At 72.3% G+C, this 15,403-nt stretch carries 14 protein-coding genes; 12 read left to right on the top strand and 2 right to left on the bottom strand.

Annotation, left to right across the window (positions count from 1 at the left end):
* The 7 genes from menD (at position 1) to ABEA46_RS13555 (ending at position 8,174) form a co-directional block, all read left to right on the top strand.
* Complete coding sequence (gene menD, locus ABEA46_RS13585) at positions 1-1,824, top strand: 2-succinyl-5-enolpyruvyl-6-hydroxy-3-cyclohexene-1-carboxylic-acid synthase (protein WP_345545086.1); 1,824 nt, start codon at positions 1-3, stop codon at positions 1,822-1,824.
* Positions 1,825-1,859: 35 nt separating this feature from the next.
* Positions 1,860-2,723 (top strand): PPK2 family polyphosphate kinase, encoded by an 864-nt coding sequence (locus tag ABEA46_RS13580; protein ID WP_345545085.1) that lies wholly within the window; start codon positions 1,860-1,862, stop codon positions 2,721-2,723.
* A 546-nt stretch (positions 2,724-3,269) separates the two neighbouring features.
* Positions 3,270-3,623: a PadR family transcriptional regulator gene (locus tag ABEA46_RS13575; protein WP_141896511.1), complete on the top strand. Its 354-nt coding sequence runs from the start codon at positions 3,270-3,272 to the stop codon at positions 3,621-3,623.
* Positions 3,620-4,516, top strand: coding sequence for a permease prefix domain 1-containing protein (locus ABEA46_RS13570; RefSeq protein WP_345545084.1), 897 nt, complete (start codon positions 3,620-3,622; stop codon positions 4,514-4,516). Before ABEA46_RS13575 ends, ABEA46_RS13570 begins: the two co-directional genes overlap by 4 nt.
* 68 nt (positions 4,517-4,584) lie before the next feature.
* The gene (locus ABEA46_RS13565; RefSeq protein WP_345545083.1) at positions 4,585-5,592 is read left to right on the top strand and encodes an ABC transporter ATP-binding protein; all 1,008 of its coding nucleotides are present in this window, start codon (positions 4,585-4,587) and stop codon (positions 5,590-5,592) included.
* Complete coding sequence (locus ABEA46_RS13560) at positions 5,589-6,404, top strand: ABC transporter permease (protein WP_345545082.1); 816 nt, start codon at positions 5,589-5,591, stop codon at positions 6,402-6,404. The genes ABEA46_RS13565 and ABEA46_RS13560 overlap by 4 nt, the downstream gene beginning before the upstream one ends.
* Positions 6,405-6,518: 114 nt before the next feature.
* Positions 6,519-8,174 carry a DUF885 domain-containing protein gene (locus tag ABEA46_RS13555; RefSeq protein WP_345545081.1) on the top strand — a complete coding sequence of 552 codons (1,656 nt, stop codon included), beginning with the start codon at positions 6,519-6,521 and terminating at the stop codon, positions 8,172-8,174.
* Between the two features lie 73 nt (positions 8,175-8,247).
* On the opposite strand, the gene ABEA46_RS13550 is transcribed toward ABEA46_RS13555, so the two are convergent.
* Complete coding sequence (locus ABEA46_RS13550) at positions 8,248-9,546, bottom strand: isochorismate synthase (RefSeq protein ID WP_345545080.1); 1,299 nt, start codon at positions 9,544-9,546, stop codon at positions 8,248-8,250.
* A 22-nt stretch (positions 9,547-9,568) separates the two neighbouring features.
* On the opposite strand from ABEA46_RS13550, the gene ABEA46_RS13545 reads away from it, so the two are divergent.
* The 5 genes from ABEA46_RS13545 to ABEA46_RS13525 all read left to right on the top strand — a co-directional run bounded on the left by ABEA46_RS13545 (position 9,569) and on the right by ABEA46_RS13525 (position 14,619).
* On the top strand, positions 9,569-10,246 hold the full coding sequence (locus ABEA46_RS13545; protein WP_345545079.1) for a DUF402 domain-containing protein: 678 nt from the start codon (positions 9,569-9,571) through the stop codon (positions 10,244-10,246).
* Between the two features lie 9 nt (positions 10,247-10,255).
* Positions 10,256-11,074 (top strand): bifunctional demethylmenaquinone methyltransferase/2-methoxy-6-polyprenyl-1,4-benzoquinol methylase UbiE, encoded by an 819-nt coding sequence (gene ubiE, locus ABEA46_RS13540; protein WP_345545078.1) that lies wholly within the window; start codon positions 10,256-10,258, stop codon positions 11,072-11,074.
* A gap of 9 nt (positions 11,075-11,083) precedes the next feature.
* Complete coding sequence (locus ABEA46_RS13535) at positions 11,084-12,139, top strand: polyprenyl synthetase family protein (RefSeq protein ID WP_345545077.1); 1,056 nt, start codon at positions 11,084-11,086, stop codon at positions 12,137-12,139.
* A 77-nt stretch (positions 12,140-12,216) separates the two neighbouring features.
* A complete protein-coding gene (locus ABEA46_RS13530) occupies positions 12,217-13,590 on the top strand; it encodes an FAD-dependent oxidoreductase (RefSeq protein WP_345545076.1) in 1,374 nt (457 codons plus the stop codon).
* A 24-nt stretch (positions 13,591-13,614) separates the two neighbouring features.
* Positions 13,615-14,619 (top strand): alpha/beta hydrolase, encoded by a 1,005-nt coding sequence (locus ABEA46_RS13525; protein WP_345545075.1) that lies wholly within the window; start codon positions 13,615-13,617, stop codon positions 14,617-14,619.
* Positions 14,620-14,883: 264 nt separating this feature from the next.
* Here ABEA46_RS13525 and ABEA46_RS13520 read toward each other — a convergent pair whose 3' ends face one another.
* Positions 14,884-15,375: a hypothetical protein gene (locus ABEA46_RS13520; RefSeq protein ID WP_345545074.1), complete on the bottom strand. Its 492-nt coding sequence runs from the start codon at positions 15,373-15,375 to the stop codon at positions 14,884-14,886.
* Between the last annotated feature and the right edge of the window lie 28 nt (positions 15,376-15,403).

Below are 15,403 nucleotides of genomic sequence, written 5' to 3'. Positions count from 1 at the left end.
GTGACCGACCCGCACAGCGCCGAGCGCGCGACCGACGCCGCGCCCGCGACCGACGCGGCGGCCGCGCTGCTCAACCGGCTCGTCGAGCTCGGCGTCCGGCATGTGGTGGTGAGCCCCGGCTCGCGCTCGCAGGCCCTGGCCCTCGTCGCGGCCGAGTTCGAGAGCCGAGGGGCGATCAGCCTCCACGTGCGTCTCGACGAGCGCGTCGCCGGCTTCACAGCCCTCGGCATCGGGCGGGAGTCCGGGATGCCGGCGGCCGTGGTGTGCACCTCGGGCACCGCCGTCGCGAACCTGCTCCCTGCCGCGCTCGAGGCCCATCACGCCGGGGTCCCGCTGCTGCTGCTGACCGCGGACCGGCCGCCCGAGCTGCGGGGCGTCGGCGCCAACCAGACCACCCGCCAGCCTGGAATGTTCGCCCCGACAGTGCGGTTCGAGGCAGACCTGCCGGTCCCCGAGGCTGTCGACCTCGACGGCACGCACGAGCAGAGCGTCATGCTGCGCGCCGTCGCCGAGGCGGCGATCGCCGCCGCGCTCGGCGAGGGCACGTGGTCGCCCGGTCCGGTCCACCTCAACCTTCCCTACCGTGAGCCGCTCGCCGGCGCCCTGCCGCCGTGGTTCGGCGTGCCGGCGACCGAGCTCGCGGCGACCAGTGACCTCGACCCCGACGGGCCCCCGGTCGACGAGCAGCCCGAAGAGGAGGCATCCGGAGCGCTCTACCAGGGCGGGGGCGGCATCGGCGAGTCCGACGTCCCGACCGAGCCCGAGGACGCCCCGTATGTGCTCGAACGCGGCCCGCGCACCGTGGTGCTCGCGGGCGCCGACGCCGGCACCGATGCCGAGGAGCTCGCGCACGTCGGCAGCTGGCCTCTCATCGCCGAGATCGTCAGCGGCGCGCGCTTCGGCCGGCAGCTCGTGCACGGCTACCGCGCACTGCTGCGCGACCCGGCGCTCGGCGGGCGCATCGAACGCGTCGTCGTGCTCGGTCATCCGACGCTCAGTCGCGAGGCTGCGCGTCTGCTGGCCGACCCCGACGTCGAGGTGATCGCGGTCAGGGGACCGGGCGAGCCGCTCAACCTCAACGGTGCCACTGTCGCCGCCGACCGCATCGCGGTCGCGACCGGCGACCCGGATCGCGCCTGGCTCGGGGAGTGGATGCGGGCATCCCGCGCTGCGGCCGTCGATCTCACGCCCCCGGCGCCCGATGCCGACGGTCTGTCGTCGGCCGAGCCCGCCGAACGGCTCGGGGCCATCGCCGCCGAGCTGCAGGTGATCCGGGCGCCGCTGGACCGTGCCGCGCTCGTCGACGCCGTGTGGCGGGCGACCTGGCCGCACGACCGGCTCGTGTTCGGCTCGTCGCGCCTGGTCCGCGTGGCTGACGAGGTGCTGCCGGGCAAGAAGGTGCCGGTGCACTCCAATCGCGGGCTCGCCGGAATCGACGGCACGATCGCCACGGCGACCGGCATCGCGCTGGCCAGCCAGTCGGGTTCGGGGGCCGGTGTCACGCGCGTGCTGCTCGGCGACCTCGCGGTGCTGCACGACGTGGGCGGGCTGCTGCTGCCGCCCCACGAGGACGAGCCGCGTCTGCAGCTGATCGTCGGCAACGACGGCGGCGGCACGATCTTCGACGGGCTCGAGGTGGCCGGTGTCGCCGGCGCCGAGGCGATGGACCGCGTGCTCTACACCCCGCACACGGTGCGGCTGGAGCAGCTCGCGCTCGCCTACGGGTGGGAGTACCGCCGCGTGACCACGCGCTCTGCGCTCGACCAGGCGCTCACCTCGCCCATCGGGGGCCGCCAGCTCATCGAGGTCCCGCTGGAGCGCTGAGCCCCGGCATCCCGAATCTCCGACATGATGGGCGAATGATCGCCTTGAGTCAGAAGCACTGGAGCGGCGACGTCGCCGAGCTCCTGCGGGTCGACGAGGGCTTCGTCCTCGCGGACGTCGACCCCCGCGCCACGCCCGGGTACGAGCGTGACAAGCACGCCGCCGCCGAAGATCTGAAGTCGGGCGCGCAGCAGCTCGACGAGTATCAGGAGCGCCTGTTCGCGCAGAGCCGCGTCGACGCGACGAACGCGTCGGTGCTGCTCGTGCTGCAGGCCATGGACTCGGCAGGCAAAGGCGGCATCATCCGCCACGTCGTCGGGTCGACCGACCCGCAGGGCATCGCGCTCGCCGCGTTCAAGAAGCCGACGCCCGAAGAGCTCGAGCACGACTTCCTGTGGCGCATCGAGAAGCGGCTGCCCGAGCCCGGGCTCATCGGCGTCTTCGATCGCTCGCACTACGAGGACGTGCTGATCGGCCGCGTGCGCTCCCTCGCACCCGCCGACGAGATCGAGCGCCGCTACGGGGCGATCAACGAGTTCGAGAAGCGCGTGAGCGACGCCGGCACCCGCATCGTCAAGGTCATGCTGCACATCTCGCCCGACGAGCAGAAGGAGCGGCTCATGGAGCGGCTCGACCGCTCCGACAAGCACTGGAAGTACAACCCGGGCGACGTCGACGAGCGTGAGCTGTGGCCGTCGTACATGGCTGCCTACCAGACGGTGTTCGAGCGCACCTCCACCGAGCATGCGCCCTGGCATGTCGTGCCCGCCGACCGCAAGTGGTACGCGCGCCTGGCAGTGCAGCACCTCCTGCTCGAGGCGCTGGAGGCCATCGACCCGCACTGGCCCGCCGCGACGTTCGACGTCGCTGCCGAGAAGGCGCGCCTCGCCGCGAGCTGAGTGTCACCCCCCCCCGGTCGCCCCGCGGAGCGAGGAACGAGCGAAGACGAAACGTCGTGAGCAGGCCTCGAGAACACGACCCGACGCAGAGGCGGCGAGGCGGGCGAGTCCTGAGCGCGGCTCGCGGCGTTTCGTCTCGCTCCGCTCGCTCAACGACCGGGTGGAGAGTCTCGATCCGTTGGCGGGGGCGGGTGTCGCTCAACGGGCGGCGGCAAGGATGCCCGCGAGCTCGGTGAAGCTGCGGCGCTCGGCCTCCTCGCGCGCGGTGAGACCGGCCGCGTCGCGGATGCCGGGGTCTGCACCCGCGGCGAGCAGCAGGCGTGCGATCTCCTGCTGACCGGCTCCGCCGTCCCGAAGACGACAGCCTCCAGGAGCTCCGTCCAGCCGTTGAGGTTGACGCGGTCGAGGTCGAGACCGCTTCGATTCTGCGCTCGCCGTTCGGGTGGCGCATCGCCCGCCAGGATCGACCTCGATAGCCGATCGGATGATATCGGTCTGGCAAAGTACTTGATGCCCACGAGTACTTGACGTGATACAGTACTGGACATGACACAAGACGACGCGTTCGCAGCCGACCTGCTGCGCGGGCACACCGACACGATCGTGCTCGGCGTGCTCCGGCGCGGCGACGCCTACGGCTTCGAGATCTACAAGGCGATCCGCGATGCGACAGGCGGCGACTACGAGATCAAAGAGGCGACGCTGTACGCGACGTACCGCCGACTCGAGAAGGACGGGCTGGTCGAGTCCTACTGGGGAGACGAGTCCCAGGGCGGCCGCCGCAAGTACTACCGCATCACCGACGCCGGCCGGGCGGTCTTCCGCGGCAACGTCGCGGCGTGGACCGCGACCCGGCGCATCATCGACGAACTGCTCGACGTGAAGGAGAGCCAGCAATGAACACCGACATCCACCGCCTGCTCGACGAGGCCTTCCAGGGTATCGAGATGACCCCCGACGCCCAGGACCTGAAAGAAGAGGTCCGCGCCAACCTGATGGCCCGCGCCGACGAGCTCGAGGCCGCGGGCGCGGCGCCCTCCGACGCGGCGCACCAGGCTGTCGCCGAGCTCGGCGACGTGCGCGAACTGCTCGAAGAGACGTCGGATGCCGCCCCCCGGCGCACGACTGACGAGTACACCGCGCTCATCCAGCGCCACCACGTGCGCCCGAAGCCCGGCTACGTCGTGCGGACCGTGGCGTACTCGATCGCGGCCGTCGTCGGGATCACTCTGGCGATCCTCGGCGCGAGCGGAGTGCTGCCCCTGCCGATCGGCCCGCAGATCGGGCTGTTCGGCATGGCGTCGACGGCGCTCGCCCTGATCGTGGGCGACTCGCTCTCGCAAGAGACGACCACCAACCACCCGATGCCGCAGAACCGTGCCGCGGGCTACTTCCTCGCGACGCTCCTCGGCTCGTTCGGCCTCGGCTTCGTCGCGCTCGTCGCCTTCGGCTCGATGCCGATGTGGGGCATCGTGTTCGCCGCGCTCGGGATCATCGCCTCGATCATCCTGTTCTCGTTCCTCGGCGCCACGCAGACCAACCGGCACAAGGCCTGGACGCGGCAGCTCGCCGCGGCGACGCCGCCCAACCGGTTCGAGCGCGAGCCCGAGACCGCCGCACGCTTCGGCGTGTACACCGCCGCCATCTGGCTCATCACCTTCGCCGTCATCGCCGTGCTGGTGTTCACGGTCGGCTGGTGGTGGGCGCCGATCGCCTTCGTGGGCGGCTTCGCGCTGATGATGCTGCTCCTCGCCCGCATGCTGTTCGCGCCCGAGAAGGCCGACAAGTCCTGACCCGAGGGGGCCGCACCGTCGCCCCCTCGGCCATTCATCGACCCATTCGAAGGAAGGGATGCTTCGCCATGCCCGAAAACCACGCCATCGTCGCCCGCGACCTCGTGAAGGTCTACCCGGGCCGCGGCCGCCGGCCCGTCGTGCGGGCGCTGGACGGCCTCGGATTCTCGGTCCCCGCGGGCCGCGTGTTCGGCCTGCTCGGCCCGAACGGCGCCGGAAAGTCCACGACCACCAAGATCCTCACGACCCTGTCGCGCCCCACGAGCGGCACGGCGATCGTCGCGGGCCACGACGTCGCCGCCGACCCGGCGGCCGTCCGCGCCGCGATCGGCTACGTGTCGCAGGGGGCGAGCACGGATCCGCTGCTCACCGCCCGCGAGAACCTCGAGATCGCCGCACGCCTGCGCGGGGTGAGCGCGGGGGATGCCCGCGGCCGCGCCGCGCGGCTGCTCGACGAGTTCGGGCTGGCCGAGGCATCCACCCGTCCCGTCGGGTCGTTCTCGGGCGGCATGCGCCGCCGGCTCGACGTCGCGGCGGCGCTCGTGCACCGCCCCCGCGTGCTGTTCCTCGACGAGCCCACGACCGGGCTCGACCCCGAGGCGCGCGCGGCGATGTGGGCCGAGATCCGGCGCCTGTCGGGCGAGGAGGCCCTCACCGTCGTGCTGACGACGCACTACATGGAAGAGGCAGATCGCCTGGCCGACGAGCTGCTGCTCGTCAACAAGGGCCGAGCGGTCGTGCAGGGCACGCCCGACGAGCTCAAGGCGGCGCTGCACGGCGACTCGCTGCGGGTCTCGCTCGTCGAGCCCGACGCGGCGGCGGTCCGCACCGCGATCGCCCGCGTGCCGGGCCTGCGCGACGTGGTGGTCGAGGCGTCCGGCGTCGACGGCGTCCTCGCCGCCCGCACCGACGACGCCTCGGCCGCCGTCGGCGCCGTGATCGCGGCGCTGGATGCCGCCGGCATCCGCTTCGGCCAGGTCGCGGCATCCCACCCCACCCTCGACGACGTGTACCTGCACTTCGTCGGCCACACCTTCGGTGACGCCGTCACCGCTCCGGAAGGAGTCGCAGCATGACCGTCATCGCCCTCACCGCCGCCACCGCCGCGCCGTCGCGCGCCGGCTGGTTCACCCAGGCCGGCCAGGTGCTGCGCCGCTGGCTCATCGCGACGCTCCGCCAGGTGTGGGGGCCCGTGATGTCACTCATCCAGCCGGTCATCTGGATCGTGCTGTTCGGACAGGTCTTCCACTCGCTGGGCGCGCTGCCGCAGTTCGGCGGCGACGGGTACATCGACTACCTGGTGCCCGGCATCCTCATGATGACGGTGCTGTACTCGGGCGCCTGGGCCGGCACCGGCTACATCGACGACATCAACTCGGGCGTCATGGACCAGTACCTGACCTCGCCGGTGTCGCGCTCGGCCATCATCACGGGCCCGCTCGTGCAGCAGCTGATCATCAGCCTCGCGCAGTCGCTCGTCGTGCTGGGCATCGGCTGGCTCGCCGGCGCCCGCTACCCGGGCGGCCTCGGCGGCATGCTCATGGCGCTGGGCGTCGCGACACTGCTGGCCGCGATCTTCTGCTGCGCGTCGACGGCCGTCGCGCTCACCGCACGCAGCCAGATCGCGCTCATCAGCCTGTCGCAGCTCATCGTGCTGCCGGCGACGTTCCTGTCGACCACGATGATGCCCGCCGACCTCATGCCGCAGTGGGTGCAGGACGTCGCCCGCTGGAACCCCATGACCTGGGCCGTCGAGCTCGGTCGTGGGGGCCTCAACGGCACCTTCCCCGACAACGGGTGGTGGCAGATCGGGGGCCTCACGGCGCTCGCCGCGCTCGCGTTCGTGTGGGCCGTGCGCTCGATCCGCGCGTACCAGCGCTCTGTGTGAGTCTTGCCACGGTCGCCCCGCCGAGCGACAGGCCTCTCTCCCCCGGGTCGCCCCGCGGAGCGACCAAGGAGCGGAGACGAAACGTCGCTCCCGTCCGCGTCCTAGGGTGGACCGGTGAGCTCTGACCCGGTCCGCGACGTCGCGGACGACTACGTCCGCGGCCTCGCCGGCCACGAGCCCGACGCCGCACGGGCGTTCGGGCTCGTCGCGCGTCCGCTGCCCGATCTGTCGCCCGGGTGGCTCGTCGCCAAGCACGAGCTGCAGGGCGCGACGCTCGCCGCGCTCGACGCGGCCGGCCAGGGCGACGAGGTGCTGCGCGCCGCGCTTCGCGAGCGCCTCGAGCGGGAGCGGCTGCTGTTCGACACCGGGTTCACGCCCCGCCTCGTCGCGGGTCTGGCCACTCCGGTGCACCGGGTGCGGTACGCGCTGGAAGGCCGTTCGGTGACCGCAGACGCCCACGGGCAGTCGGTGCTGGCGGCGCTCGAAGCCGCGCCGGCCGCGGTGCGCGAGTACATCGCCGCCCTGCGGTGGGCCCGTGATCATGGCGACCGCTTCACCGGCGGCGGCGTCGCACCGGTCCGTCAGCTCGACACCCTCGCCGCGCAGGTCGCGATGTGGGCCGAGTCGGACTGGTTCGGCTCCGTCCCGATCGCCGCAGACCTGGATGCCTCCACCCGCACCCGCGCGCGGGCCGCCGCCGATGAGACCCGCGCGGCGCTCGCCGAGCTGGTCGCGGTGCTGCGCGACGAGCTGCGACCGGTCGCGCCGACAGTGGACGCCGTCGGCGAGGCGGTGTACGCCGACCTCGCGACCGGCATGCTCGGCGCCCGCATCGACCTCGACGACACGTACGCCTACGGGTGGTCCGAGCTGGAACGTCTCGTGGGCGAGGCGCGCGCCCTCGCCCGGAGGCTCGGCGGCTCGGGGGACGAACCCGTGCGGTCGGCGGCATCCCTTCTCGATTCCGATCCGCGCTACCGGCTCGACGGCGTCGCGGCGATCGAGGCATGGCTCACCCGGCGGGTGGGCGAGACGATCGACGCCGTCGCACCCGCGTTCGACCTGCCGGCGTCGGTGCGCGACGTCGAATGCCTCGTCTCGGAGGCCGCGACCGGCGTCGTGTACTACACGCCGGGAGCGCCCGACGGGTCCACTCCCGGACGCGTGGTGTGGACCATCCCGAGCGGCGTGCCCGTGGCGGCGACGTGGCAGGAGGTCACGAGCGTGCACCACGAGGGCGTGCCCGGCCACCATCTGCAGTTCGTGCTGACCGCGTCGTACCCCGAGCTTCACCCGTGGCAGCGCCACCTGTGCCACATCCACGGCTATGCCGAGGGCTGGGCGCACTACGCCGAGCAGCTGGCCGACGAGCTCGGGCTCATTCGCGACCCGGCCGAGCGCCTGGGCCTGGTGCTCGGCCAGATCTGGCGCTCGGTGCGGATCGTCGCCGACATCGGGCTGCACACCGGTCGCCCGGTCCCGCCGAACGCGCTCGTACCCGAGGGGGAGTGGACGCCCGAGCTCGCCCGCGACCTGCTCGTCGATCTCGCCCTCGTCGAGCCCGCGCTCGCCGGCTTCGAGGTCGATCGCTACCTCGGCTGGCCCGGTCAGGCGCTCGCGTTCAAGGTCGGCGCGCGGCTGTGGAGCGACGCCCGCGCGGCGCATCGCGAGCGGCTCGGCGACGCGTTCTCACTGCGGGACTTCCACCGCGACGCCCTCGCCCTCGGCCCGATGGGCCTCGACCCGCTGCGGGCGCTGCTCGCCCGCTGACGGGGCGGGAGGGATGCCGGGCGCCCCGCATCCACTCGCCGCCCGCTGCTGATCCGAATATGCGTCGCGCGCGTCAGGCCAGGGCGTCGACGATCGGGCGGAACTTCACGCGCGTCTCGAGCAGCTCGGACTCGGGGTCGCTCGCCGCGACGATGCCCGCACCGGCATGCGCGACGACGGGGATCGTGGCGCTGTACTCGGCGTGCCCGTGTGCGGGGTCCGAGCCGATCTGCGCGCACCGCAGCGCGATGGCCCACTCGCCGTTGCCGTCGCCGTCGACCCAGCCCACCGGGCCGGCGTAGCGTCCGCGGTCGAAGGGTTCGAGGCGACGGATCGCGTCGAGGGCGGCAGCGGTCGGCGTGCCCGCGACGGCGGCCGTCGGGTGCAGCGCCGCGACGAGGTCGAGCGAGGACGCGTGGTCGGCGAGGTCGCCGGCGACATCGGTCGCGAGGTGCCACAGGTTCGGCAGCTTGAGGGTGAAGGGCTCAGGATCGGCGCGGAGGTGGCTGACGTGCGGGCCGAGCGCGTCGAGCACGCTCTGCACGGCGAAGCGATGCTCGCCGAGGTCCTTGTCGCTGTGCGCGAGGGAGGTGGATGCCGCCGCATCGTCGTGCGCGTCGGTCCCGCGCGGGATGGTCCCGGCGAGCACCCGGGCGGTCACGACGCCGCGGGAGGCGGTCACCAGGGTCTCGGGGCTCGCGCCGATCATCCCGTCGACGGCGAACGTCCAGGTGTCGGGGTAGTCGTGCGCGAGAGCGCGCACCAGGCGACGCAGGTCGGCACCGGCGGGGATCGTGCCCACCAGGTCGCGCGCGAGCACGACCTTCTCGAGCTCGCCGGCGCGGATCGCCTCGACCGCGGCGCGCACCGCGGCCTGGTAGCCCGCGGGGTCGAGCGTGCCCGGACCGAGCGTCGCCGACCAGTGCGGGCCGTACGGGGCGGGCTGGAGCGAGGGCTCCGGCAGATCGAACCTCGAGCGGACGCGCGTGATCCACGAGCGCCCGCGATGGCGCCCCACGATCGCCTGCGGCACGACGAGCCTGCTCGTGGCCGCCGAGCGCTCATCGAAGACGAGGGTGCCGAACGCGACGAGGCCGGTGCCGGGGAGCCCGACGGGGTCGTCGACCTCGGCGGTCAACGCGATCTCGCGCCAGGTGTCGGCGGGCGACAGCCCGAGGTCGCCGTGGACGCCGACGGCGGGCGAGTGCGGACCGCGCTCGTACCCGCCGACGCGGCCGATGCCGACGATGCCGTCGCCACGGCGCAGCCACGCGAGCGGCTCGTCGGGGGAGGCGTACGCGAGCAGGTCGTCGACGAGTTCGATCTCGCGGGTCTCGACCACCAGCTGAGGCGGGCGGCGCGAAGATGTCACCCCTCCAGCCTAGACTCGCCGGGTGACCGACGCCGCCGCCGCACAGCCCAGACCGAACCGCCCCGACCGGCCCGAGATCGGCACCGCGCTCCAGTTCCGGTGGCGCAAATGGGACGGCGGTCCGCACTGGGTCGGCGACGAGATCTACCTCGGCAGCGACCGCTGGGGCGACTGGCTCGGTCAGCCCGCCGGGTGGCGCAACGTCCGTCCCGGCCGCGAGTTCCCCGCCGAATACGACAGCGTCACGCTCATGCCGCCGAGCGGTGACTACGCCTACACGCACAATGCGGCTCCGCACCCGACCCGCGTGTACATCGACGTCGCCTGGGACGTACGGTGGGATGCCGGCGTCCCCACCGGCATCGACATGGACCTCGACGTCGTCCGGCGCGAGCCCGCAGAACCGTACGTCGACCGGGAGGGTGTGCTGCGCAGCCCCGGCGACGTGTACATCGAGGACCGCGACGAGTGGGACGAGCACCGCATCGCCTACGGCTATCCGCTCGACCTCGTCGAGAAGCTCGAAGCCGTCGCGGTCGACCTCGAGCGGCGTGTGCGCGCGGCCGAGCCGCCGTTCGACGACGCGACAGCCGCGCACTGGCTGGCGAAGCTCGCCGCGCTGCCGCCCGTCGAACCCCTCCCGACGGTGACGTTCCCGGATCCCGCCGCCGACAGCGGCGCTCCCGGACCCGCCGCCTAGACTCGAACCGTGGCAGCGCACCCCTCCGATCACGACGCGAACCGCGCCGACCTGCACAAGGACCCGTCGCGCGTCAGCGGCATGTTCGACCAGGTCGCCGCCGGATACGACCGCACCAACACCGTCCTGAGCCTCGGCAACGACCGGTTCTGGCGTGCCGCCATGGTGCGGGCGGTCGACCCGCGACGTGGGGAGCGCATCCTCGACCTGGCGGCCGGCACCGCGATGTCCAGCGCCGCGCTGGCCGGCCGGGGCGCCCAGGTGGTCGCCGCCGACTTCTCGCCCGGCATGCTGGCCGAGGGCGAGCGCCGTTACGGTCCGCAGGCGCCGGGGGGCGGCATCCCGAATCTGTCGTTCGTCGAGGCGAACGCGACAGCGCTGCCGTTCGGCGACGACGAGTTCGACGCCGTGACGATCTCGTACGGACTGCGCAACGTCGACGACCCCAAGAAGGCGCTGCGCGAGATGCTGCGGGTGACCAAGCCCGGCGGGCGCCTGGTGGTGTGCGAGTTCTCGCAGCCGCCGTCGAAGGTCTTCAACGGTCTCTACCGCTTCTACAACGACCGCGTGCTGCCGGTCGCTGCACGCGCGGTCAGCTCCAACGCCGAGGCGTACGACTACCTGAACGAGTCGATCCGCGACTGGCCCGACCAGCGCCGCCTGTCGGCCTGGATCCGCGAGAGCGGCTGGACCGAGGTCGCACACCGCAATCTGACCCTCGGGATCGTGGCCCTCCATCGCGCCGTGAAGCCACCGGTCGTCGAGGGAGCGAAGCGACGGCCCCCGGTCGTCGAGCGGGCGAAGCGAGACGAAACGCAGCCCCGGTAGGCTGGCAGGGTGACACCGACCGTGCCGGGCTCGCGCATCGCGGGCAAGCTGGGCTTGACCGACCGCGTCTTCGCGGGGGCGCGTTCGCGCGGCCTGCGCAAGACCGTCGAGGCGGGCCTCAAGCGCGTCGACCTCGCCCTCGAGAGCGAACTGCACGCCACCGACGCCTTGGCAGATGCGACCAGCCGCTACCTGTACGACGCCGGCGGCAAGCGCGTGCGTCCCATGCTGGCGCTGCTGACGGCCCAGCTCGGCGACGGCGCGACCGACGAGGTCATCGAGGCGGCCACCGCGCTGGAGATCACCCACCTCGGGTCGCTGTACCACGACGACGTGATGGATGCCGCCGACAAACGTCGCGGCGTGCCCAGTGCGCATGCCGTCTGGGGCAACAACGTCGCGATCCTCACCGGCGACCTGCTGTTCTCGCGCGCGAGCCAGATCATGGCGCGCCACGGCGACCGGGCCATCCGGCTGCAGGCCGACACGTTCGAGCGGCTCGTGCTCGGTCAGATGCACGAGACCGTGGGGCCGTCGGATGACGACGACCCCGTCGAGTTCTACCTGCAGGTGCTGTCCGACAAGACCGGTTCGCTCATCGCGGCCGCGGCCCAGGCGGGCGTGATCTTCTCGAACGGGCCAGAGGAGTTCCAACAGCCGATGGTCGTGTTCGGCGAGAAGGCCGGCGTCGCCTTCCAGCTGCTCGACGACGTGATCGACCTGTCGGCCGACCCGGGGGAGACCGGCAAGGTGCCCGGCACCGACCTGCGCGCCGGCGTGCCGACGATGCCGTACCTCGTCCTGGGGCAGCGCACCGACGCCGACGCGGTGGCGCTGCGCACCCGCATCGACGACGGCGTCGCGCAGATCGCGGACGGCGCCGACCCGGCACTGCTCGACGAGCCGCTCGCGCAGCTGCGCGACCACGAGGCCACGCAGGCCACCCTCGACCTCGCGAACGCGTGGTCGCACGAGGCGATCGACGCACTGGCACCGCTGCCAGACGGTGCGGTGCGCGAGGCGCTCACGCGGTTCGCGCAGGCCGTCGCCGACCGCTCCAGCTAGCCACGTCGGCGCTTCGTCTCGCTTCGCTCGCTCAACGAACCGGGCCGGGACGAGCCCGATCCCCGAAAGGACCACGCATGACCAAGCTCCGACTGGCGATCGTCGGCGCAGGCCCGGCAGGCATCTACGCCGCCGACATCCTGCTGAAGGCCGAGCGCAAGTTCGACGTGTCGATCGATCTGTTCGAGCAGCTGCCCGCCCCCTACGGGCTGGTCCGGTACGGAGTGGCTCCCGACCACCCCCGCATCAAGGGCATCATCACGGCGCTGCGCGAGGTGCTCGACCGCGGCGACATCCGCATCTTCGGCAACGTGCGCTTCGGTGAGGACATCACGCTCGACGACCTCAAGCACCACTACAACGCCGTCATCTTCGCGACCGGCGCGATCCACGACACCGACCTCGACATCCCCGGCATCGACGCCATCGGCTCGTACGGCGCGGCCGACTTCGTCAGCTGGTTCGACGGTCACCCCGACGTGCCGCGCGAGTGGCCGCTCGAGGCGGCCTCGGTCGGCGTCATCGGCAACGGCAACGTGGCCCTCGACGTGGCGCGCATGCTCGCCAAGCACGCCGAGGACCTGCTGCCCACCGAGATCCCCGAGAACGTGCACGCCGGCCTCGTGGCCTCGCAGGTCACCGACGTGCACGTGTTCGGCCGCCGCGGCCCGGCGAACGTCAAGTTCACGCCCCTCGAGCTGCGCGAGCTCGGCGAGCTGCGTGACGTCGACATGGTCGTGTACGACGAGGACTTCGACTACGACGAGGCCTCGCAGGCGGCCATCGCGAGCAACAAGCAGGTCATGGTGATCGATCGCGTGCTGCAGTCGTGGCGCAAGCGGGATTCGGTGAACAACGCCGGGGGGACGGCATCCCGTCGCCTGCATCTGCACTTCTACGCCAAGCCGGTCGAGATCAGGACCGACGCCGACGGCCGCGTGTCGGGCTTCGTGTACGAGCGCACCCGCCCGGACGGCGAGGGCGGCGTGGTCGGCACCGGCGAGCTGCGCGAGGTGCCGATCCAGTCGCTGTACCGAGCCGTCGGATACTTCGGCTCGCCGCTGCCGGGCGTCCCGTTCGACAAGAAGCACGGCGTGATCCCCAACCGTGAGGGTCAGGTGCTCAGCAAGGACTCCAACCAGCGCGTCAACGGCGTGTATGCGACGGGCTGGATCAAGCGCGGCCCGGTCGGGCTCATCGGGCACACCAAGTCCGACGCGATGGAGACCGTCCGCCACCTCATCAACGACCAGGGCACGTGGTGGCAGCCGGCCGATCCGTCCGAGGCCGCCATCCCGGCGCTCCTCGCCGAGCGCGGTGTGCGGTGGACCGACCTCGACGGCTGGCACCGTCTCGACGAGCATGAGATCGCCCTCGGCGCCCCACACGAGCGTGCGCGCGTCAAGGTGGTCCCGCGCGACGAGATGGTCTCGATCTCCCGCGGCGAGTGACGCCCGCCCCCTAGGCTGAGGGGCATGGCCGGGACGTCCCTCGCGTGGGTCCCCGACATCCTGGGGAAGCCGTTCGAGCAGCTGACCATGCCGCTCGGCGTCGAGGGCGCCCAGGGCGAGCTGGTGGCGACACTGGTGCGCAGCATCCCGAATCCGCTGCTGACGTTGTGGGCGCCGCTGCGCGACGTGGACGTGCTGTACGTCCACGGCTGGTCGGACTACTTCTTCCAGCGGGATGTGGCGCAGTTCTGGACCAGCCGCGGCGCGCGCTTCTACGCCCTCGACCTGCGGCGTTACGGGCGGAGCCTGCGCGCCGGCATGACGCCGGGCTACGTGGACCGTCTCGAGGACTACGACGTCGACATCGCCGCCGCCCTCGACGCGATGGGACAGGGGACGCCGGATGCTGCCTCCGCACGTCGCCTCGTGCTCATGGGGCACTCGACCGGCGGGCTGATCCTGACGCTGTGGGCCTCGCGTCACGCCGGCCGCGCCGGCGCCGTCGTGCTCAACAGCCCGTGGCTGGAGCTGCAGGTGGGGGCGATCGGCCGGCACGCGCTGGCGCCGCTGGTCGAGATGCGGGCCAAGTGGGACCCGCGCGGCTCGCAGCCCGAGGTCGACTTCGGGTTCTACACGCGCGCGCAGCACGAGATCGGGTCGCTGCCGACCGATCCGCAGCGCGAGACCTGGCGTCCCGACCGCGGCTTCCCGACCGCCCCCGGATGGCTGGCGGCCGTGATGGACGGACACCGGGCGGTCGCCGCGGGCCTCGACGTCGGCGGCCCCGCGTTCGTGCTGCTGTCGGCGCGGTCCACGCCGCCGCTGTCGTGGAAGGAGTCGATGACCTCCACCGACGCGGTGCTCGTCGTCGACGAGATCGCCCGTGCGGCCACCCGCATCGGCCGGGATGTGACGATCGCGCGTATCGAGGGCGCCATCCACGACGTGTTCCTGTCGCGGCCGACGCCCCGCGCCGACGCCTTCGCGGCGCTCCGCCGCTGGTCGGACGGCTATATCGTCCACCACTGAAGCCTGCAGTCTTGTCCCCCGAAGAGGGGACAGACTTGGTTGTACCAATCGGGTTAGGCTTATCGCGAGGCGTCCCCAGCGCCTCAGGGAAGGGACCTCCCCAAGAAACCTTCCCACCGTCGCGTGGTGCCGTTCGCCGGGGGGTGGACGAGCGTGATTGCCCGCGACGTCAGGCCCCGGGTGTCCCCAGCACCCGGGGCCTTCTACGTCGGGTGCGGTGACCTGGGGGACTCAGGGATGCCGCGGCCCGCGGCATCCCGTCGCTCAGCGCTTGCCGGGCTTGGGCTCGGGACGCACCAGGGCGCGGATGATCAGCGTGTACACCGTGAGCGAGAGCACGTAGCCCAGCAGGTAGACCACGACCTCCTGCGCGAGGAAGCGGCCGTAGTGCAGCTCTCCGTCGACGATCGCCGGAGACGCGACGCCCAGGAGGTACGCGGCCGTCTGCCCGGCGGCGAACACGGCCAGCAGCGCGAGAGCCGCGAGGATCGCGAACCAGATGCGGGTGCGCCACACCCGCGTGGTCGAGGCCATGGCGGTGGACGACGTCCAGTCCGGCACCTGCGGGTCGAGGGCGCCGTTGACCCGGGGGATCAGGATGATCGCGGCGAGGAACAGGGCGTTGAGCCAGGGGCCGCCGAGGGCGGTGAGCCCCGGGTTGCCGGCCCCGCCGTGCACGAACTGCGGGATGAGCAGCAGGACGAGGACCGGCAGGGTCGCCGCGACGGCCGACAGCACGGCCCGGAGAAAGCGCATGGCCCGAGCTTAGGGGGAGCCCGGAGCG

Source organism: Microbacterium jejuense (genome assembly GCF_039544225.1).
Lineage (GTDB): Bacteria > Actinomycetota > Actinomycetes > Actinomycetales > Microbacteriaceae > Microbacterium > Microbacterium jejuense.
Note: the sequence above shows the minus strand (reverse complement) of the source record. Positions and strands in the feature narration are given on the sequence as shown.